The sequence below is a fragment of the Aquabacterium sp. genome, assembly GCF_014378415.1.
Classification (GTDB): Bacteria; Pseudomonadota; Gammaproteobacteria; order Burkholderiales; family Burkholderiaceae_C; genus Aquabacterium.
Map to the genome: position 1 here is coordinate 1 of NZ_JACMNS010000034.1, position 20,319 is coordinate 20,319.

20 protein-coding genes are annotated in these 20,319 nt (G+C 65.0%); 11 read left to right on the top strand and 9 right to left on the bottom strand.

Annotated elements, in window-relative coordinates; all coding sequences use genetic code 11:
• Positions 1-388: 388 nt before the first annotated feature.
• Genes H7225_RS03725 through H7225_RS03745 form a run of 5 tightly spaced genes read left to right on the top strand, consistent with a single transcriptional unit; the run spans position 389 to position 5,700 of the window.
• A complete protein-coding gene (locus tag H7225_RS03725) occupies positions 389-2,041 on the top strand; it encodes an ABC transporter ATP-binding protein (protein WP_290659442.1) in 1,653 nt (550 codons plus the stop codon).
• Positions 2,038-2,733, top strand: a complete 696-nt coding sequence (locus H7225_RS03730; protein ID WP_290659443.1) for a cysteine hydrolase — start codon at positions 2,038-2,040, stop codon at positions 2,731-2,733. Before H7225_RS03725 ends, H7225_RS03730 begins: the two co-directional genes overlap by 4 nt.
• 18 nt (positions 2,734-2,751) lie before the next feature.
• Positions 2,752-4,605 carry an allophanate hydrolase gene (gene atzF / locus H7225_RS03735; protein ID WP_290659444.1) on the top strand — a complete coding sequence of 618 codons (1,854 nt, stop codon included), beginning with the start codon at positions 2,752-2,754 and terminating at the stop codon, positions 4,603-4,605.
• A complete protein-coding gene (hpxZ, locus tag H7225_RS03740) occupies positions 4,602-5,003 on the top strand; it encodes an oxalurate catabolism protein HpxZ (protein ID WP_290659445.1) in 402 nt (133 codons plus the stop codon). Before atzF ends, hpxZ begins: the two co-directional genes overlap by 4 nt.
• Before the next feature lie 4 nt (positions 5,004-5,007).
• Positions 5,008-5,700 (top strand): GntR family transcriptional regulator, encoded by a 693-nt coding sequence (locus H7225_RS03745; RefSeq protein ID WP_290659446.1) that lies wholly within the window; start codon positions 5,008-5,010, stop codon positions 5,698-5,700.
• A gap of 2 nt (positions 5,701-5,702) precedes the next feature.
• On the opposite strand, the gene H7225_RS03750 is transcribed toward H7225_RS03745, so the two are convergent.
• The 4 genes from H7225_RS03750 to H7225_RS03765 all read right to left on the bottom strand — a co-directional run bounded on the left by H7225_RS03750 (position 5,703) and on the right by H7225_RS03765 (position 9,771).
• Positions 5,703-7,178 (bottom strand): FAD-linked oxidase C-terminal domain-containing protein, encoded by a 1,476-nt coding sequence (locus H7225_RS03750; RefSeq protein ID WP_290659447.1) that lies wholly within the window; start codon positions 7,176-7,178, stop codon positions 5,703-5,705.
• A 19-nt stretch (positions 7,179-7,197) separates the two neighbouring features.
• Positions 7,198-7,638, bottom strand: coding sequence for a hypothetical protein (locus H7225_RS03755; RefSeq protein WP_290659448.1), 441 nt, complete (start codon positions 7,636-7,638; stop codon positions 7,198-7,200).
• A gap of 111 nt (positions 7,639-7,749) precedes the next feature.
• Positions 7,750-8,988 (bottom strand): FIST N-terminal domain-containing protein, encoded by a 1,239-nt coding sequence (locus tag H7225_RS03760; RefSeq protein ID WP_290659449.1) that lies wholly within the window; start codon positions 8,986-8,988, stop codon positions 7,750-7,752.
• Positions 8,989-9,021: 33 nt separating this feature from the next.
• Positions 9,022-9,771 (bottom strand): PhaM family polyhydroxyalkanoate granule multifunctional regulatory protein, encoded by a 750-nt coding sequence (locus tag H7225_RS03765; RefSeq protein WP_290659450.1) that lies wholly within the window; start codon positions 9,769-9,771, stop codon positions 9,022-9,024.
• A 66-nt stretch (positions 9,772-9,837) separates the two neighbouring features.
• Between H7225_RS03765 and H7225_RS03770 the strand changes: the two genes are divergently transcribed.
• Positions 9,838-11,430, top strand: coding sequence for an alkaline phosphatase D family protein (locus H7225_RS03770; RefSeq protein ID WP_290659464.1), 1,593 nt, complete (start codon positions 9,838-9,840; stop codon positions 11,428-11,430).
• A 20-nt stretch (positions 11,431-11,450) separates the two neighbouring features.
• Positions 11,451-12,068 carry a TetR/AcrR family transcriptional regulator gene (locus tag H7225_RS03775; protein WP_290659451.1) on the top strand — a complete coding sequence of 206 codons (618 nt, stop codon included), beginning with the start codon at positions 11,451-11,453 and terminating at the stop codon, positions 12,066-12,068.
• 58 nt (positions 12,069-12,126) lie between these two features.
• On the opposite strand, the gene H7225_RS03780 is transcribed toward H7225_RS03775, so the two are convergent.
• Positions 12,127-12,825, bottom strand: a complete 699-nt coding sequence (locus H7225_RS03780; protein WP_290659452.1) for a Bax inhibitor-1 family protein — start codon at positions 12,823-12,825, stop codon at positions 12,127-12,129.
• A 38-nt stretch (positions 12,826-12,863) separates the two neighbouring features.
• A complete protein-coding gene (locus H7225_RS03785; RefSeq protein WP_290659465.1) occupies positions 12,864-13,589 on the bottom strand; it encodes a TerC family protein in 726 nt (241 codons plus the stop codon).
• A 139-nt stretch (positions 13,590-13,728) separates the two neighbouring features.
• Between H7225_RS03785 and nhaR the strand changes: the two genes are divergently transcribed.
• Entirely contained in the window at positions 13,729-14,628 is a 900-nt protein-coding gene (nhaR, locus tag H7225_RS03790; RefSeq protein ID WP_290659453.1) for a transcriptional activator NhaR, read from the top strand.
• 12 nt (positions 14,629-14,640) lie between these two features.
• On the opposite strand, the gene H7225_RS03795 is transcribed toward nhaR, so the two are convergent.
• Entirely contained in the window at positions 14,641-15,387 is a 747-nt protein-coding gene (locus tag H7225_RS03795; protein ID WP_290659454.1) for a GGDEF domain-containing protein, read from the bottom strand.
• Positions 15,388-15,490: 103 nt separating this feature from the next.
• On the opposite strand from H7225_RS03795, the gene H7225_RS03800 reads away from it, so the two are divergent.
• Complete coding sequence (locus H7225_RS03800; RefSeq protein ID WP_290659455.1) at positions 15,491-16,228, top strand: Crp/Fnr family transcriptional regulator; 738 nt, start codon at positions 15,491-15,493, stop codon at positions 16,226-16,228.
• A 2-nt stretch (positions 16,229-16,230) separates the two neighbouring features.
• Here the strand turns inward: H7225_RS03800 and H7225_RS03805 are convergent, their stop codons facing one another.
• Complete coding sequence (locus H7225_RS03805; protein WP_290659456.1) at positions 16,231-16,803, bottom strand: hypothetical protein; 573 nt, start codon at positions 16,801-16,803, stop codon at positions 16,231-16,233.
• Positions 16,804-16,854: 51 nt separating this feature from the next.
• Entirely contained in the window at positions 16,855-17,412 is a 558-nt protein-coding gene (locus tag H7225_RS03810; protein WP_290659457.1) for an HNH endonuclease, read from the bottom strand.
• A gap of 272 nt (positions 17,413-17,684) precedes the next feature.
• Here H7225_RS03810 and H7225_RS03815 point away from each other — a divergent pair, with 272 nt between their 5' ends.
• Both H7225_RS03815 and H7225_RS03820 read left to right on the top strand, forming a co-directional pair.
• Positions 17,685-18,398 (top strand): TetR/AcrR family transcriptional regulator, encoded by a 714-nt coding sequence (locus H7225_RS03815; protein WP_290659466.1) that lies wholly within the window; start codon positions 17,685-17,687, stop codon positions 18,396-18,398.
• An 84-nt stretch (positions 18,399-18,482) separates the two neighbouring features.
• The gene (locus tag H7225_RS03820; RefSeq protein WP_290659458.1) at positions 18,483-20,273 is read left to right on the top strand and encodes an acyl-CoA dehydrogenase C-terminal domain-containing protein; all 1,791 of its coding nucleotides are present in this window, start codon (positions 18,483-18,485) and stop codon (positions 20,271-20,273) included.
• Positions 20,274-20,319 lie beyond the last annotated feature (46 nt).

The window sequence follows — 20,319 nt, forward strand, 5'->3', positions numbered from 1 at the left end:
GCGGTGATCAAGGCGTTGGGGGCGTTGTGATGGTGCATTCGTGGCCTGCTGATCGCCTTGGTGTGGCTGCGTGGGGTGGGTGGCCAGCTTCGCTCGTGTCCCCCGCCCGGGCTGCGCCCGACCTCCTCCTTTACCTCGCTAAGCTGGCCACCCACCCCACTTCGCTGGCGGCGATGCTGGTGGCGCGCCACCAAGTGGGATTGATCGCTCGCGATCAATCCCACCCACACCAAACCGCACGGAGGGCAGGGTGAATGGGGTGGACGGCCAAGCGGGGTCAAGGAGGAGGAATGGGCCTTGCCCGTTCCGGGGGACACGAACCCAGCCGTGCACCCCACCCTCCCTGTCCGCCCGCGCAACGCCTCAACCCACCAAAGGACCTCGCGAGATGACCGCCCCCCTCGACCCCATCCCCCCCAAGACCGGCGCCCTGGCTCTCTCCACCTACAACCTCACCAAGCGTTTCGGCAGCTTCACCGCCATGGACAGCGTGTCCATCGACGTGCGCCCCGGCACCGTGCACGCCCTGCTCGGTGAAAACGGCGCCGGCAAAAGCACCCTGGTCAAGGCTGTGGTCGGCTACCACCAGCCGGAAGAAGGCTCGGTGTTGATCGATGGCCGCGAGCAAGCCATCACCTCGCCGGTGGTGGCCCGCAACCTGGGCATCGGCATGGTCTACCAGCACTTCACCGTGGTGCCCGGCATGACGGTGGCCGAGAACCTGCTGCTGGCGCGCGGCACCTTGCCCGCCATCATTCCGTGGCACAAGGTGCGCCAGGAGTTGAAGGCCTTCCTCGACACCACGCCCTTCAAGCTCGACCTCGACGCGCGGCCCATGGACCTGTCGGCGGGCGAGAAGCAAAAGCTCGAGATCCTCAAGCAGCTCTACCTCAAGCCGCGCCTGCTGATCCTGGACGAACCCACCTCGGTGCTGACCCCACAAGAGGCCGACGAGGTGCTGGGCCTGCTGCGCGACCGGGCGCACGCGGGTGAGGTCTCCATCATCATGATCACGCACAAGTTCCGCGAGGTGATGGACATCGCCGATGACGTGAGCGTGCTGCACCGGGGCCGCCTGGTGGGCAGCCACCGCGTCGCCGACACCAACCCCAGCTTGCTTGGCGCCGAGATGGTGGGCGAAAGCCACGCGCGCAAGGCCCCCAGCAAGGCCGCCGATGATGTGATCGAACTGGTGCCCGAGGCCGTGCTGGAAGAGGTGGTCTCGACCGCGCCCCTGCACCGCGTGCTGCTCAACCCCGCCGCGCCCCTGCGCCTGGACGTTGACAAGCTTGATGTGCAGGGTGATCGAGGCGAGCGTGCCGTGCACCAACTCAGCTTGAGCGTGCGCGCTGGCGAGATCCTGGGCATCGCCGGTGTGTCGGGCAATGGCCAGCGTGAGTTGATGGAATCACTGGTGGGCCAGCGCGACCGCGAATCCGGCAAGGTGAAGATCGCCAATGAATTGTACGAAGCGCGGCGCGAGCAGAACCAGCGCCTCAACGTGCGCAGCCTGCCCGAAGAGCCCCTGCGCAATGCCTGCGTGGGCGATTTGAGTGTGGCCCTGAACATCGGCCTGCGCCGCTTTGATCAGGCCCCGGCGGCGCGCAGTGGCTGGATCCGTGGCGGCGTGTTGCGCGACCAGGCCCGCCAGTTGATCGCCGAGTACCGCGTCAAGACGCAAGGCGAGAACGCCCCCATCAAGTCCCTGTCAGGCGGCAATGTGCAGCGCGCCGTGCTGGCCCGCGAACTCGATGGCCAGGTCGATGTGCTGCTGGTGTCCAACCCCGTGTTCGGCCTGGACTTCGCCGCCGTGGCCGAGATCCACTCGCGCATCATGGGCGTGCGCAACAAGGGTGGCGCCGTGCTGCTGGTCAGCGAAGACCTGGACGAGCTCCTGAAACTGGCCGACCGCATCGTGGTGATGAGCGAAGGCCGCATCGTCCACGAATGCCAGGCCGCCGGCGCTGACCGCCGCGTGCTGGGGGCCTTCATGGGCGGCGGCCACCACGAAGAAACCGTCCCTTTGGAGCAAGCTGCATGAGCACCGCAACCCTTGACACCAACGCGCTGTTGACGGTGCCCGCCCAGCCTTTCGATTACAGCTTCAGCCTGGCGCACACGGCCCTGCTCATCATCGACATGCAGCGCGACTTCATTGAGCCAGGCGGCTTTGGCGAAACGCTGGGCAACGACGTGTCGCTGCTGGCCGCCATCGTGCCCACCGTCAAGCGCGTGCTCGAGGCCTGGCGCGCCAGCGGCGGCCACGTCATCCACACCCGCGAGGGCCACGCCCCCGACCTGTCTGACTGCCCCCCCGCCAAACGCCTGCGCGGCGCGCCCAAACTGCGCATTGGCGACGAAGGCCCCATGGGCCGCATCCTGATCCACGGTGAGCCTGGCCACGCCATCATCCCCGAGCTGGCCCCCATCGCTGGTGAGTTGGTCATCGACAAGCCCGGCAAAGGCGCCTTCTACGACACCGCCCTGGGCGAGGTGCTCAAGACACGCGGCATCACCCACCTCATCGTGATGGGCGTGACCACCGAAGTCTGCGTGCAGACCACCCTGCGCGAAGCCAACGACCGTGGTTACGACTGCCTGCTGGTCGAAGACGGCACCGAGAGTTATTTCCCCGAGTTCAAGGAAGCCGCCCTGGCCATGATCCGCGCGCAAGGCGCCATCGTGGGCTGGACGGCGCCCAGCGCATCCCTGTTGGCGGTCTTGCCCTCCTGATCGATCTTGTTGACCACCATGCCCATTCCCCACACCATCTCCGGCCTGTTGACCGCTTACCGCGAAGGTGCCTTGACGCCTGCCCAGGTATTCGCCAGCTTCCTCACCTTGCCACCCGCCATGCCGGAGGATCCCGCGTGGATTCACCGCGCGCCTGCCGCCTTCATCCAGGCGCAGCTGGACGCCCTGGTCGGGCAAAGCCCCGCGACCCTGCCCTTGTTCGGCATCCCCTTCGGGGTGAAAGACAACATCGACGTGGCGGGCCTGCCCACCACCGCGGCCTGCCCGGCCTTTGCCTACACGCCGGAGCAGTCGGCCACTGTGGTCCAGCGCCTGATGAAGGCCGGAGCCATCGTGGTCGGCAAGACCAACCTCGACCAGTTCGCCACCGGCCTGGTGGGCGCCCGTTCGCCCTACGGCATCCCCACGTCCACCTTCAGTGATGAACACGTCAGTGGCGGCTCCAGCTCGGGCTCGGCGGTGGTGGTGGCGCGTGGTGAGGTGGCCTTTGCCTTGGGCACCGACACCGCCGGTTCAGGCCGCGTGCCTGCGGGTTTCAACAACCTGGTGGGTGTCAAGCCCACGCCGGGCCTGGTGCCCACGGGCGGTGTCGTGCCGGCCTGCAAGTCGCTGGATTGCGTCTCCATCTTCGCGCTCACCGCTTCCGATGCCGCGCGCGTGCTGTCCGTCATGGAGGGGCCACAAGCGGACGAGCCGGTGTTCAACCAAGTGAACTTGCAGCCGCCTCGCCTGCCCGCCAGGTTGCGCGTGGGTGTGCCCATGGCGCCAGAGTTCTTTGGCGATGCCGAGTACGCCGGTGCCTTCGACCGTGCCCAGGCGCAGTGGGCTGGTTTGCGCGATGTCGATGGCCAGCCCTGGCCGGTCGAACTGGTGCCGGTGGACCTGAGGCCCTTCATGGCCGTGGCTCGCCTGCTGTACGAAGGCCCTTGGGTGGCCGAGCGCTACGCCGCCATCAGCGACTTCATCGAATCGCACGCCGATGACATCAACCCGGTGGTGCGCGGCATCATTGAAGGGGCACGCCAGCACGATGCCGTCTCGGCTTTCAAGGGCCAGTACCGACTGCGCGAATTGGCCCAGGCCACCTTGCCCACCTGGCAGCACATCGATGTGCTGATGGTGCCCACGGCCCCCACCATGCCCACGCTGGCCAGCGTGCAGGCCGACCCCGTGGGCCGCAACAGCCAGCTGGGCACCTACACCAACTTCGTCAACCTGCTGGGCCTGGCGGCACTGGCCTTGCCCAGTGGCTTCACGGCCACCGGCCTGCCTTTCGGCATCACCCTGATCGCCCCGGGTGGCAGCGATGCGGCCCTGCTGGACCTGGGCGCCTTGTGGCAACAGGCCTTGGCCCGCAGCACCACCACGCCTTTGGGCCACGGCCTGACCACGCCCACCGATGCCGAGTTGACGTGGCCTTGTGGCGTGCAGGCCTCGGCGGCGCCCAGCTTGATGGTGTCGGTGGTGGGCGCGCACCTGAGCGGCATGCCCCTGCACAAGCAACTCACCGAGCGCCGGGCCAGGTTGGTGTCCAGCACCCGCACGGCCCCGCACTACCGTCTGTTCGCCTTGCCCGGCACCGTGCCGCCCAAGCCCGGCCTGGTCCGCGCCTCGGCTGACGCACTGCCCACCGAGGGCCACGCCATCGCCGTCGAGGTCTACGCCATGCCCCAGTCCAGCATCGGCTCCTTCCTGGCCCTGATCCCGCCACCGCTGGGCCTGGGCTCGGTCGAGCTGGAAGACGGCAGTTGGGTCAAAGGCTTCATCTGCGAGCCTTGCGGGCTGTTGGGCGCCGACGACATCAGCCAGTACGGCGGCTGGCGTGCCTACATGACCAGGAGCACCTCATGACCCTGTCGACCAGCCAGCTCAACCACCCCGAGGTGCTGCAGGAAGTCACCGCTGTCTTCCTGCGTTACGAAGACGCCCTGGTGGCCAATGAGGTGGACGCGCTCAACGCCTTTTTCTGGGCCAACCCCTGCACCACCCGCTATGGCATCGGCGACAAGCAACTGGGCCACGATGCCCTGGTGGCCTACCGCCAGACCGTGCCGCCGCCCAGCTTCACCCGTCAGTTGCACGAAGTGCGCATCACCGCCTTCGGGCCCGACATGGCCGTGGCCATGACCGAGTTCACGCGCAGTGACACCACCTTGCGCGGCTTCCAGACCCAGACCTGGGTGCGTTTTTCCGATGGTTGGAAAATCGTCTCGGCCCACGTCAGCATGATCCCCTTCACCCCTGGATGACGCCGTGAGCCTGGACGCGCCGCCCTTCAACACCTCGTCGCCCGCGACACTGGCCGAACGGGCGTACGCGCAGATCAAGCAACTCATTTTCGATTTCGTGCTGCTGCCGGGTGATCGCTTTTCGGAAAGCGACATGGCCGGCCGCGTGCAGGTCAGCCGCACGCCCCTGCGCCAGGCTTTGCAACGCCTGCAAAGCGAAGGCTTCCTGCAGGTGTTTCCCAAAAGCGGTTGGCAGGTCGAGCCACTCAATTTCGAAGTGTTTGACCAGTTGTATGACTTCCGGGTGCTGATGGAAACCCACGCGGTGGCCAAGCTGTGCGAGGCCGAGGACCGGCCCATCCTCAAGACCCTGGCCGACACCTGGCTGGTCAAGACCGATGAGCGCCACCCCGTCACCAGCATGGTCGACATGCTGGACGAGACTTTTCATTCATCGCTGGTGCATGCCACCGGCAATGCCGAGATGGCGCGCGTGCACGACGACATCACCGAGCGCATCCGCATCATCCGCCGCCTTGATTTCACCAAGCCTGCGCGGGTGGACGCCACCTACCAGGAGCATGCGCGCATCATCGGCGCCATCACGCAAAGGCGCAGTGACGAAGCTCAGCGCCTGCTGCGCGCCCACATCGAGCAGAGCAAGCTGGAGGTGCGGCACATCACGCTGGACATGCTCTACCAGGCCCGCCGCAGCTGAGCTTACAAGCGAGGCAAGTCGCGCAAGGCGATGGTCAAGGCGCTGGACTTGACCACGCCGCGCAGCTCACCGCAACGCGCCAGCATCGGGATGGCCTTGCCCGGGTTGAGCAAGCCCGTGGGATCAAACGCGGCCTTGAAGGCCAGCATCTGCGCGCGTTCGGCATCGCTGAACTGCACGCACATGGCGTCGAGCTTTTCAACGCCCACGCCGTGTTCGCCGGTGATGGTGCCGCCCAGTTTCACGGCCATGCACAGGATGTCGTTGCCAAAGGCCTCGGCGCGTTTCAGCTGATCGGGGTTGTTGGCGTCGAACAGGATCAGCGGGTGCAAGTTGCCATCGCCCGCATGGAAGACATTGACGCAGCGCAGCCCATGGGTGATGGCCATGGCGCCGATGGCGTGCAGCATCTCGGCCAGGCAACGGCGCGGGATGGAGGCGTCCATGCACAGGTAGTCGGGGCTGATGCGGCCTGTGGCCGGGAAGGCATTTTTGCGGCCGCTCCAGAAGCGCAGGCGTTGCGCTTCGTCCTGGCTGCAGTCGATGCGCGTTGCCCCTGCGCATTGCAGCACGGCGGTCAGGCGCGCAATTTCTTCGTCGACTTCTTCTTGTGTGCCATCGCTTTCAACCAGCAGGATGGCGGCGGCGCTCAGGTCGTAGCCGGCGCGCACAAAGTCTTCCACCGCCACCGTCATGGGGCCGTCCATCATCTCCAGGCCAGCGGGGATCAGGCCGGCGCCGATGATGGCGGCCACGGCGTCACCAGCTTTGCCGACTTCGTCAAAGCTGGCCAGCAGGCAACACGCCACTTGGGGTTTGGGCAACAGGCGCACGGTCACCTCGGTGGCCACGCCCAGCAGGCCTTCGCTGCCGATGAAGGCTGCGAGCAGATCCAGCCCGGCGCAATCCAACGCCTCGCTGCCGAGTTCGAGCAACTCACCTTCGATGGTGTAGCCGCGCACGCGCAGCACGTTGTGCACCGTCAGGCCGTATTTCAGGCAATGCACGCCGCCCGCGTTCTCGGCCACGTTGCCGCCAATGGTGCAGGCGATCTGGCTGCTGGGGTCGGGGGCGTAGTACAAACCGTGCGGCGCGGCCGCTTCGCTGATCGCCAGGTTGCGCACGCCGCACTGCACGATGGCCGTGCGGGCCAAGGGGTCGATCTGAACGATGCTAGTCAGGCGGGCCAGCGACAAGGTCACGCCCAAGGCATCGGGCAAGGCCCCACCCGACAGGCCGGTGCCCGCGCCGCGTGCCACCACGGGCACTTGCAAGGCATGGCAGGCTTTCAGCACCGCGCCCACTTCCTCATGCGTCTCGGGCATGGCCACGGCCAAGGGGCGCTGGCGGTAGGCGCTCAGGCCATCGCATTCAAAAGGGGCGACGGCTTCGTCGTGCCAGAGCACGCTGCGAGCAGGCAGCACGCGGTGCAGGGCGGCGACCACGTCGCGCTGGCGTAGGGTGCGTTGGGTGTTCATCGCCCCCACTGTAAGGCACTCAGGCGATCAGCAACTCCGTGATGCGGCCCAGCATGAGTTGGTCGCGGCTGTCGATGGCCAAGGTGGCCCCGTGGCCTTCAAAGCGGTAGTGGCGGCCGGTGACCGACGAGCGCACGCTCAGGTTGCCGCCGCCCAAGTACTTGGCGCTCAACTGCGTGGTGCGGCGCGGAGTGGGGGCCGGGGCACTGTGGCCGGCGGTGCTGTGGCTGATGGTGCTGTGGCTGATGATGCTGCGCACCGGTTCAGCCGCGTGGCCGCTGCTCAGGGCCGTGCGCCGCACGGAGTCAGTGATCTTGTGCGTGCCCAGCGCCGGGCGGGCCCACGACACGGTGGCCAGCGGCACGGCCGCGCGCTGCGTTTGTTCCCGCTCGTCCTGGTCCGACAAGGATTGGCCGTTGAAGGGGATGGGTTGGGTCTTGGTGTAAACGCGAGCAATCATGGCGACATCCTGTGGAGTGAATGGCCCAGCGCGGCCGACAGGCGCCAGTGTGCTCGGGCCGCTTCGCGGTGCCTATCCCCATGGGTGGGGAACCCAAAAGGGGGTGTTTGCTCAGGCCCAGACGGTCAGGACGCCCGTGTAGCCGTACAAGTGATGGCGGGCAATTTCGCCGCCCGCGAACATGCCCACCAGGGGGATGTCGCCCAGCGCATGCTGGATGATCTGCATCTCGGCATCAGGCCCGCCAAAATGCGGTCCGCCCCGGCCTGCACAACTGATGTAGATGGCCCCGGCGGGCGTGCGGCTGGGACCGTCCTGCGGGTCGAACTCTTCGCGGATCTCGGCGCAGGCGCGCACCAGGTCACGCCGCGCGGCGGTCACGTTGCGCTGGCAAAACGCCAACTGCATGCCCACCTCGACCAGGTCGCTCACGGCCACGCCCTGGCGCTGCGGGTCCAGGCCGACCAGGTGGCGCACGCGGGTGTCGGCGCCAAAGGTGTGCCGGTGTTCCAGCAGGTCGCTGGCCGCGTCGGTCAGGCCCACCAGCGTGGCCCGCACTTTGGGCATGGCTTCGCGCGGCAGGCCATTGGCCGTCACCGAGTCGTTCAGGTTCAGGTCGTGCAGCAGGCAGTTCAGGGCAGGCTGGCCATCCAGCTCGTAGACCACATTGCGCTCGGCGGCGGTGATTTGTCGCGCCCGGCCAATGGGCTGACAGCCCTGCGTCACGCGAGAGACCAGGTGCACCCGGTCTGAGAACGCCACGCCCGAGACGCCCCCGGACCACACGCCTTGTGCTTCCTCGCCATGCTCGGCCAGCGGGTCCAGCGCCAGGTGAACGCTGCGCGTGCGCCCGGTGCTCAGGCCCCCGAACAGGTAGCCAGTGCGGGTTCGCCCCGCCAGCTCCGTGATCAACTCTTGCAGGTCAGGGGTGTTGGCATCGGCGTGCACCTGCGCCACGTGCGGCACGAAGCCCGAGTTGGGCGACATCGACAGCGCCGTCAAACCAACGCGGGGCAGGGCGGGCAAGGGTTGCTGGCCCGAATAGACCCGAAAATCCTCGCTCGGCAAGGTGGACACCATCACCGCCAGGGCGGGCTCGTCGATGTATTCGACCCCGCTGGCCAGCACGCCCAGCCCCACGCCGCCCACCCAGGCCACGCCGGGCAGTCGCTCACGCAGGCCGTGCAGGATCACCTCGGCCTGGGGGGCCAGCGCATCGGTCAGGTAGCACCAGCCCAAAGTGGCGCCCATGGTGGCGGCCCCTTGCGACTCCAACTGCGCCCACACCAGCGACAAGGCCAGGTCCGCTTGCGGATGCGTGGCGTGGGCGTGCAAAAAGCGCGGTGCCATGGTCAGGGTGGAGGCTAGAGGCATGCCGCGCGATCAGTCGGACGAGCCCTTGCCCTTGGATCGCGGGCGAACGCTGGCGGCGGAGGTCTTGCGGGTCGGAGGTGGTGTGGTTTTGGCCGCCACCTTGCTGGTGCGCGTGGCCTTGCTGGCCCCGGGTGACGGGGCAGGTTCTGGGGCGGCCGTTGACGGCGCACTGGCCGCGGGCTCCATGCCTTGCGCGCTGGCCTTGGCCACCTGCACGGCCTGGTTGGCCAGGTTGCTGAACTGCTCGGTCAGGGTGCCCCACCAGCGCAGAGGGTTCACGGCCGGCTGGTCGGTTTGCTCATCCTCGGTGGCCGTGGGCGGGGGAGCTGCCGGTTCGGGCGTGGCTTGTGCGGCCGGGGTTTCAGGTGCGGGCGAGGCGGCACGCGCCTTGAGTGATTCGCGCACGGCGTCCATCGACACGTTCATGCCGCGCAGGGTGGTCAAGGTCATGCGCTGCACTTCCAGGCCCTGGATGCTCATGCCGATCAGGCGTGAGTTCTGTTCCAGCCAGAACTGCACGGTCTTCAGGTCCTGGATGCGTTTGTCCAGCTCTTCCGGGTCCAGGGTGGGCAGGCTCCAGGGGGTGGCGCTTTTGCCGCCACCCATGCCCTGAGCCGCTTGAAGGTTGGGCAGCGCGCTGCCAGCGGCTTTCATCCAGTCCTGGAAGAACGACATGCCGGCCCCCAGCCCGCCAAAAGCCGAAGTGGCATCACCACCGGATGCGTTGCTGGGATCGGGGCTGGTCGGGCGTGTGGGCATGGGCAAAACTCCTGAAGCAATTGGCAGCTCATTGTGCCCCCAAGCCACCGCATAATCACCAGCTTGATGCAACGCCGAGAACTCCTTCGCCACCTCAGTCGAACCGCTGCTGCACTGGCCTGGCAGCAGATGTTCTCGCCATTGGCGCGGGCGCAGGCCCCCACGCTGGACAACTGGCGCGAAAGTGCCGAGGTCTTCACCTTGGGCGTGGCCAGTGGCGAGCCCCGGCCCACCTCGGTGGTGCTGTGGACCCGGCTGGCCCCCAAACCCGAGCAGGCCGATGGCGGCATGCCCCCGCAGTCCGTGGCCGTGCAGTGGCAAGTGGCCGGCGACTCCCGCTTTGATCAGATCGTCCGCCAGGGTTCGGAGCTGGCCGAGGCCGCGCGCGCCCACAGCGTCCATGTCGACGTGTTGGGTTTGCTGCCAGGCCGGGAATACTTCTACCGCTTTCAAGTGGCGGGCCAAGTCAGCACCATCGGCCGCACCCGCACTGCCCCCGATCCAGGCGAAGCAAGCCCGCGCTTGCGCATCGCGCTGGCATCGTGTCAGCACTTCGAGGCCGGGTATTTCAGCGTGCACCGCGACATCGCGGCCAGCGACGTCGACCTGGTGCTATTTGTCGGCGATTACTTCTACGAGAACGAGTTGCCTGGCTACCTGCGCGTGCGCCAGCACACGCACCAGTTTCCGCGCAGCAAGGCCAAGTTCACCTTGGGGCACTACCGCCAGCACCACGCCGCTTACCGCCAGGAGGCCGATCTGCGTGCCTGCCACGCCGCCCACCCGTGGTTGATGGTGTGGGACGACCACGATGTGCTCAACGACTACGCTGGCCTGACCGAGCCTGACGATGCCCTGAATCAGGCGCAGTTCGTCAAGTTGCGGACGGCCGCTTACCAGGCGTATTTCGAGCACCTGCCGATCTCGCCCAAGCGCGCGCCGGTGGCCGCCAGCATGCGCATGCATGACCACTACGAGTGGGGCCAATTGGCCGAGCTGTGGACCGTGGACACGCGCCAGTTCCGCAGCGAACACGTGTGCAGCACCTGGCGCGGCCCGCGCAACGGCCGCATGCTGTGGCGCTGCCCAGCGGCCCTCAAACCCGAGCGCAGCATGCTGGGCCAGGATCAGGAACTCTGGCTGGCCGATGGCCTGGCCGCCAGCACGCGCGCCTGGAAGTTCATCGTTCAGAGCACACAGATCAGCCCGTCGGGCCTGACCGGCCGCTTCGGCAAACTGCTTTATGGCGATGGCTGGGACGCCTTCCCCGCCGCGCGCGAACGCCTGATGGCCGCCATCGCCCAGCCGCGCGTGCCCGACGTGGTCTGCCTGGGGGGCGATGTGCACCGCCACGTGGCCGCCAACCTGCGATTGCAGCCGTCTGACCTGCAATCGCCCATCGTGGCCAGCGAAATCGTCACCGCGTCCATCACCAGCCCTGGTTTGAGCGAACTCATCACGCAGTGGATGAAAGCCGTCAACCCGGACCTGCTACACCTGCGCAGCGATGAACGCGGCTTCGTGCTGCTGGACGTGACGCAGCAGCAGGTGGCCTGCGAGTTCCGCGCCACGCCTCACCCGGTGCGGGCCGACTCGCGCCTGCACACGCAGGCCCGTTATGTCATCGACCGAGGCGTGCCCGGGCCGCGCAAAGTCTGAGCTTGCCTACAATCAACCGCATGTCCACGCCCAAAGTTTCGTTCAAGCAGCAGCAGCTCAAGGCGCGCGAAGAGGCCATCGTGGCCTCGGTCAACCGCTTGCTGGCCGACAAGGGCTTTGACCTGATGACCATGGACGAGGTGGCCGCGGATGTGGGCATCGCCAAGGCCAGCCTGTACAAGCACTTTGCGTCGAAAGAAGCCCTGGCCGCCGCTGCCATGAACCGCATCCTGCGCCGGTCCATGGATTACCTGACCGAGCTGGAACAACCGCCAGGCCCCACCGGCCCGGTCGAGCGCTTGAAGGCCGTGGCGCGCTGGACCATGCAAGTGCAGCTGGCGGGCGAGATGCCCTCCTTGCCCGCACAAAACTCCAGCCTGCGCGCCGAGCTGATGGCCGATGCCGACTACATGAATCTGCTGATGGCCGTGAGCGAAAAGTTGGGCGAATGGATCGTGCAGGCCCAGGCCGATGGCCAGCTCAGCCAGAACCTGCCGCCCGAGGTGATCCTGTACACGGTGTTTGCCCGCGCCTGCGACCCGGTGCTGGGCGTGCTCAAGGCGGGTGGCCATGCGCATGAGCAGATCATTGCGTGGTTGATGGAGAGTTGTTTTTCAGGGCTGGCGCAACGCCCGTGAGCCCATGAAAAAAGCCGGGGCATGACCCCGGCTTGTGCCTGATGGCTTGACGACGGTTTTACTCGTCACGCCCGCCAAAGATGCCCAACAGTGCCAGCAGCGACTGGAACACGTTGTAGATGCTCAGGTACACCCCCAGCGTGGCCGTGATGTAGTTGGTCTCGAGGCCATCTTGCACACGCTTGAGGTCGTGCAGGATGAAGGCCGAGAAGATGCCCATCGACACCACCGACAGCGTGATCATCAGGGCGCTGGACTGGATGAAGATGTTGGCAATGCCCGCCACCAGCAACATGATCATGCCGATGAACAGCCACTTGCCCATCGCGGTCAGGTCACGCTTGATGACCGTGGACAGCGAGGCCATGCCCAGGAAGATCGCGCCGGTGCCGGCAAACGCCGTCATCACCAGGCTGGCGCCATTGGACAGGCCCAGCACGGTGCCGATCAGGCGTGCCATCATCAGGCCCATGAAGAAGGTGAAGGCCAGCAGCATGGGCACGCCGGCCGGCGAGTTCTTTGTCTTCTCGATGGCGAACATGAAGCCGAAGGCGCCGACCAGGAACACGATGGCGCCCACGCCCGGGGTCATCAGGCTGGTGATGCCGGTGGCCACGCCCAGCCAGGCGCCCAGCACCGTCGGGATCATCGACAGCGCCAGCAAGGCATAGGTGTTGCGCAACACGCGGTTGCGCTGGGCAGCGGTGGTGCCGAAAGCACTGAAGCCGTCTGGGTTGGTTTGCAAAGATTGATTCATGGTGAATCCTCCAGTGGACATGAAAGGGGTGACAGGGATCAGGCGGCCAGGGATTGGTCTGCCGATTTGGCCAGCAGGCGCTTGTTGCGGGCACGGATGTTCAGGGCTTCCACCCCGAGCGAGAAGGCCATCGCGGCGTACAGGTAGCCTTTAGGCATGTGCACGTCGAAGGCTTCGGCAGTGAGCGCCGTGCCCACCATCACCAGGAAGGCCAGGGCCAGCACCTTGACCGAAGGGTGGCGGTCAACGAAATCGCCGATGGGTTTGGCCGCGATCATCATTACGCCAACAGCGCAGATCACAGCCGCCACCATCACACCGATCTCGTCGACCATGCCGACTGCCGTGATGACCGAGTCCAGCGAGAACACGATGTCGATCACAGCGATTTGTCCGATGATGCCCCACATCATTTTCTTGCCGGCCTTGGCCAGGGCCACGGAATCGGTGGTGGGGGGGCCACCTTGTTCACGGGCTTCCACCTCGACAAAAATCTCGTGCGAGGCCTTGTAGAGCAGGAACAGACCACCCAGCAGCAACACCAGGTCGCGCCCGCTGATGCTCTGGCCCGCCACATTGAACAGCTCGGCGGTCAGGCCCATGACCCAGCTCAGTGAGAACAGCAAGGCCAGGCGCGAGAACATGGCAAAGCCCAGGCCCAGGCGTCGTGCCTGGTCACGCTGCGCGGGCGGCAAACGCGCCACCAGGATAGAAATGAAGATGATATTGTCAACGCCCAGGACGATTTCGAGGGCGGTGAGCATCGCAAAAGCGATCCAGAGGTTGGGGTCGAGCAGGAATTCCACGTTTTGATCAAAGTTGAGCGAGTTTTGAATCTAGCGGATGTGACACTTCGCGTAAAGTCGAATTTTCTGAAGCCTCACTTCGAGAAAGTCGCGGTTCATGAACTTCAAGCACCTCTATTACTTCTGGGCCACGGCCAAATCCGGTGGGGTCATGAAGGCGGGCGAGCAACTGCACACCACGCCGCAGACCTTGTCCGGGCAGATCAAGCTGCTGGAAGCTCAGTTGGGGTGCGCCTTGTTCCACAAGGTGGGGCGCCGCCTGGAATTGACCAATGAGGGCCGAGTAGCGTTGGGCTACGCGGAGCAGATTTTTGCGCTGGGCGCGGAATTGGAGGCGGCCGTCGGCAAGGCGCGCAGCGGTCAAACCGTGCTGGATTTTCGCGTGGGCATTGCCGATTCCGTGCCCAAATCAATCGCCTACCGCTTGCTGGAGCCTGCGCTGGGGCTGGCTGAGCCCGTGCGCCTGATCTGCCATGAAGGCGATTTTCACAACCTGCTTGGGCAGATCGCGGTGCACCGGCTGGACCTGGTGATCGCCGACGAGCCCATGGGCAAGCAGGTCAGCGTCAAGGCCTTCAGCCATGCGCTGGGCACGACGGCGATGAGTTTCTTTGCCACGCCAACCTTGAAGGCTTCGCTGGAAGGGCGCCCCTTTCCGCAGTGCCTGGATGGTGCACCCATGCTGTTGCAAGGAGCGGCATCCGCGATGCGACAAAGGCTGGATGTTTGGCTGGCCGAGCATCAGCTGCGCCCGCGCGCCATTGGCGAGTTCGACGACGCGGCCTTGATGAAGGCCTTTGGCGGCGAAGGCCGGGGCGTGTTCATGGCGCCCACGGTGCTGGAGCTTGAGACCTGCGCCCAGCATGGTGTGCAGGTGTTGGGGCGCACGAAGGAGTTGGTCGAAGAGTTCTACGCCATCTCCGTGGAGCGGCAGATCACGCACCCGTGTGTGGTGGCGATCACGCAGGCCGCCAGGAAGGCCTTGTTTGGGGTTTGATCTCCGGGCAAGTCAATCAAAAAAAGCAAACCCCGCCTGATTCTCTTTGGCCTGGTACATCGCGTCTTCCGCACGCTCCAGCAGCACCTGGGTGGTGGTGCCGTGGCCCGGGCTGATGGCCATGCCGATGCTGGGCCGAACGGTGATCTCCAGCGTGCCGATCCTGAAGGGCACCGACACCGCGTCGAACAGCTTGCCGGCCAAGCGGCTCAACTGAGCCGGGTCCATCGGGTCGGCGGGCAGGCAGGCAAAATCGTCGCCCAGGCGGCTCACCATGTCGCTGGCGCGCACGGTTCGACGCAAGCGCGCGCTCACCAGCCTGAGCAACTCATCGCCGATGGCTTGGCCATGCGCCTCGTTGATTGACTTGAAGCCATCCAGGTCCAGGCGCAGCACGGCCAGGGTGGTGCGCTGCGCCTGGACGTGGACCAAAGCTTGGTCCAGCAGGGTGCGGAAGAAGCTGCGGTTGGGCAGCGAGGTCAGGCTGTCGTGCAGGGCCGCGTGGCGGGATTGGCGTTGCAGGCTGGGGGTGCTCACGGCTTGGGTCGGTCTGCACCATTCGTGCAAAGCCGTGGCGCGCAGATGCTCGAAGGCGTCCAGGCATTCCAACAGGCTTTCTTGGGTGGGTCGTCGGTCGGCCAGGCGGTCGGCGGCCTGCTTCAGCCTGGTCTGGACCGCTCGAAAGAGGATGTCCCAGTCGTCCGCCTCGACAGGGTCGACATGGATGCGTGAGACGGGCTGGGGCGCGATTTGGGTCATCGGGGACCGCTCCGGGTTCAGTACGTGAAACATTCGCGACAATGTAGTCAGAGTGCCACTGGGTCCCTGTGTCATTTGACACATCGAAACTGGATGAAATCACATGCCTGACGTGCCGTGCGCCGACTGTCCGCTGAGGCCCTTGCTACTGTTCATTGAGCAGACCCCCGACGAGCATGCCTTGATCCAGTCATTGAAAAAGCGCGAGGTCAGCCTGAAGGCGGACGAGACGCTGATCCATGAGGGCCAGACCGATGCGCCGCTTTACACGCTCTTGGCAGGTTGCGCTTTTCGCTACAAAACCTTGAGCGACGGGCGGCGCCAGATCCTCACCTTTTTACTGCCAGGGGACTTCATCGGCGTGCAGCAGAAGATGGGCGACGCGGCGGCCCATGGGGTCGACACCCTGACCGAGGCCAGCTTCTGCGTTTTTCAGCGCGATGCGCTCTGGGAGTTGCACCGGCGTTCGCCAGCGATGGGCTTCAACATCACCTGGCTGACCGCGCATGAAGAGTCCATGGTCGATGACACCTTGCTGTCGGTGGGCAGGCGCAGTGCCGAGGAACGCATCGCGATGTTGCTGATCCTGCTCTTCAAGCGCGCGGCGGCACTGCAGGCCGACAGCGGTGCGCAGGGAGTGCGCTTTCCACTGACGCAGCAGCACATCGCCGATGGTCTGGGCCTGTCGCTGGTGCACACCAACAAAACTCTGCGCAAACTGGAACGGCGCGGGCTGCACCGCATTGCCGACGGACGGCTCTACATGAGCGATGTGAAGGCCCTGGCGCGCCTGGCCGATTTGTACGGGGATGGGCGTCCGCCGCCGCGGCCCCTGGTCTGAGCTCACCTTGAGAAGCACGTTTGCGACTGGCACTGGCGGGCGCTTTGCCAGAAGATGCTGTTGTAGCCCAACAGGTTGGCGGGCCGCTCCCGGTTGTAAAACACGGCGCTGCCATTGTTCAAATGCCAGCCGATCAAGCGCACGCCCGAGTGAAACAGGTTCTGTGAACCCAAGGGCGCGCCGTGCTGTTGCTCAAGGTGGCGGAGCGAAGGCGCGTGTGACCACCAGGGTGCGTTGAACGAGGCGCTGTTGAGTTTGCCGTCCTTGAAATGAAACGCCGCCATCATCGCCGCGTTGCCGTTCAGGCGGTTGATATCGATGAAGCAGGTGCGTTCGCCCATGCCGGGATTTGGGCTGCCCTGATGACAATCGACGCGCACGTCGTGAAACCGTGCCTTCAGGTCGGTCTCTGACCACTCTTCGGACAGCTCGTCGAAGCTGAGCGTGAGGCCCGGGCGGTCCTCGCTAAGGTAGAGCTGGTATTCCTTGATGTTCTTGGCTTGCAGTAAATACAGCGCGCAGGCCGCGATGACCAATCCGAGCAGACCGATCAGCAATGTCTTTCTAATAGGCATGAGTTCTCCCTGAACAAGGCGCCATGTTAAGGCGCCTGGGAGAGGGCTCGGTCAGCCCCGCAATCGGCTGTGCGCCGGCACGCTGGCCAGCAAAAACTCCATCTGGTCGGCCAGAATGCGGCGCCCGCGCAGGATCATGTCTTCGTGCAGGCTGGGCACATAGGGCAGGTAATAGAGTTGCCAACCCAGCTCGTTCAAGGTGCGGTTGCCCTTGCGACCATTGCAGTTGCGGCAGGCGGTGATGCAGTTCTTCCAGGAGTCGATGCCGCCGCGCGAGGTGGGCACGATGTGCTCGCGGGTCAGGTCGTCCCACTGAAAGCGGTGGCCGCAATAGGCGCAAACCTGGCGGTCACGCGCGAACAGCTTGGGATTGGACAAGGCCGGCTCCTGGCGCCAGGCCCGGCTGGGGACGCTGCCATGCACCGCGATGATCGGGTGCAACTCCAGCCTTGATTGCAGCCCGGTGCGCCGCTGGACGCCGCCGCGCAAGACCATGCAGGGCTCACCCAGCGTCCACGCGACACTGTCACTGGCATACAAAACCGCCGCTTCCTTGGCCGATAGCCAAGCCTGCGGGCGGCCTGACACGTCAAGTTGCAGCAGGTCCATACAGCCTCTCCACAAAGTCTCCAAAGGGGGGGATTGCCACCGACAGGATAGAGCACCTTGTATGACATTTGGCGACACAGGGGTGTCTAACCGACCTTAAAACCAAGGGTGGACCCGATCTGCATGGATCTGAACAACGCGATTGTCTAAAAATCCTCAAAAAAAGTTGACCGGAGTGCACACATACCGCTTGGTTTTCTGCAAAATAGCACGATCGTTCGTTTTATTCCCCAGGAGACGCCTTGTCTGAACCCCTGTCCATCGACGCCAAACTGACCGCCGACGCGGCGCGTGAGCGTGGGCGTGGCAGCCAGGGCGTGGCCAAGGGCCAACAAACGCGCGCCACCATCCTGGAGGCCGCGCTGAACCTGGCCTCGCAAATGGGCATCGAAGGCTTGTCGATCGGAGCGCTGGCCGAGGTCACCGGCATGAGCAAGTCCGGCGTGTTCGCCCACTTTGGCTCGCGTGAAGAACTGCAGATCTCCGTCATCCGCGAATACCACGAGCGATTCTCCGCCGAGGTTTTCCTGCCCGCCATTCGCGAGGCCCGTGGCCTGCCGCGGCTGCGCGCCATGTTCGAGCGCTGGGTCGCCATGGTGGCCACCGAGCTTGATTCCGGTTGCATCTACATCAGCGGGGCCGTTGAGTTCGATGACCGCCCAGGTCCTGTGCGCGATGCGCTGGCTGGCATGGTGCTGACCTGGCACGGCGCCCTGGGGCGCGCTATTCGTTTGTCGATGGAGCTGGGCCACCTGCGCGAAGACACCGACCCGATGCAAATGTTGTTCGAGATCCATGGCCTGATCCTGTCGCTCCACCACGATGCGCGCTTCTTGCGCTCGAGGGGCGCGGAGGATCGGGCCCGTGCGGCGTTCGAGCGCGTCGTCCAGTTCTATGCACTGGGCGCGCCTTCGAACCCGTTTGGAATGGTGGCGTCTGACGCTGCCAAAGCCGGGTTGGCTTCGGCACCCCTGGCAGCCGTTTGACCCGTCCCCACCCTGAAATCACCACTTCAAAGCGTGATCAGGTCTTTCTCATTAACCGTGTTTTTGTGACCGAGGAGCTCCACGATGCCTACTTACAACCCCCCGCTGCGCGACATGCAGTTCGTGATTCATGAGCTGCTGGGCGCGGTTGATGAATTGAAGACCATCCCGGCTTACGCCGACCTGGACGCCGACACGGTCAATGCCGTGCTGGAAGAAGGCGGCAAGTTCGCCTCCAAGGTGCTGGCCCCGCTGAACCTGATCGGCGACGTGCAAGGCTGTGTGCTGGACAAGACCACGCACGAAGTCAAGACCGCCGACGGCTTCAAGGAAGCCTACAAGACCTACACCGAAAACGGTTGGTCCGGCCTGAGTGCCGATCCGCAGTGGGGCGGCCAAGGCATGCCTCAGCTGGTGAATCAGGCCGTGTACGAAATGATGAACTCGGCCAACCAGGCCTGGACCATGTACCCCGGCCTGAGCCACGGCGCGCACGCTGCCCTGGAAGCCCACGGCACGCCTGAGCAAAAGGCCCTGTACCTGCCCAAGCTGACCAGCGGCGAGTGGACTGGCACGATGTGCCTGACCGAACCCCATTGCGGCACCGACCTGGGCCTGCTGCGCACCAAGGCTGAACCCTTGGCCGACGGCAGCTACAAGATCACCGGCGCCAAGATCTTCATCTCGGCCGGTGAACACGACATGGCCGCCAACATCGTCCACCTGGTGTTGGCACGCCTGCCGGACGCGCCTGAAGGCTCGAAGGGCATCTCGCTGTTCGTGGTGCCCAAGTTCAACGTGAACGCCGATGGCTCGATCGGTTCGCGCAATGGCATCTACTGCGGTGGCCTGGAGCACAAGATGGGCATCCATGGCAATGCCACGGCCCAGATCGTTCTGGATGAAGCCGTTGGCACGCTGGTGGGCAAGCCCCACCGCGGTCTGCCCGCCATGTTCGTGATGATGAACGGCGCGCGTTTGGGCGTGGGCAACCAGTCCCTGGGCCTGACGCAAGTGGCCTATGAAAACGCCGTGGTGTACGCCAAGGACCGCGTGCAGATGCGCTCCTTGTCGGGCACGAAGCGTGCTGACCTGGCCGCCGATCCCATCATCGTGCACCCCGATGTGCGCAAGATGCTGCTGACCGCCCGTGCCTACGCCGAAGGCGCCCGCGCCCTGGTGTACTACACCGCCATCGAGCTGGACAAGTCGCACAACCACCCCGATGAAGCCGTCCGCAAGGAATCGGACGACATCGTGGCCCTGCTGACCCCGATCGTCAAAGCCTTCATCACCGACAACGCCTGGATCTCGACGGTGCACTGCCAGCAAGTGTTCGGTGGTCACGGCTTCATCCACGAGTGGGGCATGGAGCAGTTCGTGCGCGACGCCCGCATCAACATGATCTACGAAGGCACCAACACGATCCAGTCGCTGGACTTGTTGGGCCGCAAGGTGCTGGGCGATGGCGGCGCCAAGCTGACCAAGTTTGGCAAGATGGTGTCGTCCCTCGTCAAGGAAAACGCCGACGTCGAAGCCATGCAAGAGTTCACCGTGCCCTTGGGCGAGCTGGGCAAGAAGGTGCAAGCCTTCACGATGGAAATCGGCATGAAGGGCATGCAAAACCCCGACGAAGTGGGCGCTGCTGCGGTGGATTACCTGCGCGTGGTCGGCCACCTGGTGTACGGCTATTTCTTTGCCCGCATGGCCAAGATCGCGCTTGAAAAACAAAGCTCTGGCGACAAGTTCTACATCGCCAAGCTGGCCACGGCACGCTTCTACTTCGCCAAGCTGATGCCTGAAGTCGAAACCTTGATGATCACTGCGCGTGCTGGCCTGAAGCCCCTGGTGGAAATGGACGAAGCCCTGTTCTAATCAACGGGCTTTCGGGGAGGCGGTGCTTTGTAACCGCTTCCTCTTT

Bases quoted from the DNA above. Each gene is read 5' to 3' on its own strand.
- H7225_RS03785 (WP_290659465.1), bottom strand. From the start codon at position 13,589: ATGCTCACCGCCCTCGAAATCGTCCTGGGCGTTGACAATATCATCTTC.
- H7225_RS03805 (WP_290659456.1), bottom strand. From the start codon at position 16,803: ATGCCTATTAGAAAGACATTGCTGATCGGTCTGCTCGGATTGGTCATC.
- H7225_RS03795 (WP_290659454.1), bottom strand. From the start codon at position 15,387: ATGACCCAAATCGCGCCCCAGCCCGTCTCACGCATCCATGTCGACCCT.
- hpxZ (WP_290659445.1), top strand. From the start codon at position 4,602: ATGACCCTGTCGACCAGCCAGCTCAACCACCCCGAGGTGCTGCAGGAA.
- H7225_RS03810 (WP_290659457.1), bottom strand. From the start codon at position 17,412: ATGGACCTGCTGCAACTTGACGTGTCAGGCCGCCCGCAGGCTTGGCTA.
- H7225_RS03820 (WP_290659458.1), top strand. From the start codon at position 18,483: ATGCCTACTTACAACCCCCCGCTGCGCGACATGCAGTTCGTGATTCAT.
- H7225_RS03755 (WP_290659448.1), bottom strand. From the start codon at position 7,638: ATGATTGCTCGCGTTTACACCAAGACCCAACCCATCCCCTTCAACGGC.
- H7225_RS03770 (WP_290659464.1), top strand. From the start codon at position 9,838: ATGCAACGCCGAGAACTCCTTCGCCACCTCAGTCGAACCGCTGCTGCA.
- H7225_RS03760 (WP_290659449.1), bottom strand. From the start codon at position 8,988: ATGGCACCGCGCTTTTTGCACGCCCACGCCACGCATCCGCAAGCGGAC.
- H7225_RS03765 (WP_290659450.1), bottom strand. From the start codon at position 9,771: ATGCCCACACGCCCGACCAGCCCCGATCCCAGCAACGCATCCGGTGGT.
- H7225_RS03725 (WP_290659442.1), top strand. From the start codon at position 389: ATGACCGCCCCCCTCGACCCCATCCCCCCCAAGACCGGCGCCCTGGCT.
- atzF (WP_290659444.1), top strand. From the start codon at position 2,752: ATGCCCATTCCCCACACCATCTCCGGCCTGTTGACCGCTTACCGCGAA.
- H7225_RS03775 (WP_290659451.1), top strand. From the start codon at position 11,451: ATGTCCACGCCCAAAGTTTCGTTCAAGCAGCAGCAGCTCAAGGCGCGC.
- H7225_RS03800 (WP_290659455.1), top strand. From the start codon at position 15,491: ATGCCTGACGTGCCGTGCGCCGACTGTCCGCTGAGGCCCTTGCTACTG.
- H7225_RS03780 (WP_290659452.1), bottom strand. From the start codon at position 12,825: ATGAATCAATCTTTGCAAACCAACCCAGACGGCTTCAGTGCTTTCGGC.
- H7225_RS03750 (WP_290659447.1), bottom strand. From the start codon at position 7,178: ATGAACACCCAACGCACCCTACGCCAGCGCGACGTGGTCGCCGCCCTG.
- H7225_RS03730 (WP_290659443.1), top strand. From the start codon at position 2,038: ATGAGCACCGCAACCCTTGACACCAACGCGCTGTTGACGGTGCCCGCC.
- nhaR (WP_290659453.1), top strand. From the start codon at position 13,729: ATGAACTTCAAGCACCTCTATTACTTCTGGGCCACGGCCAAATCCGGT.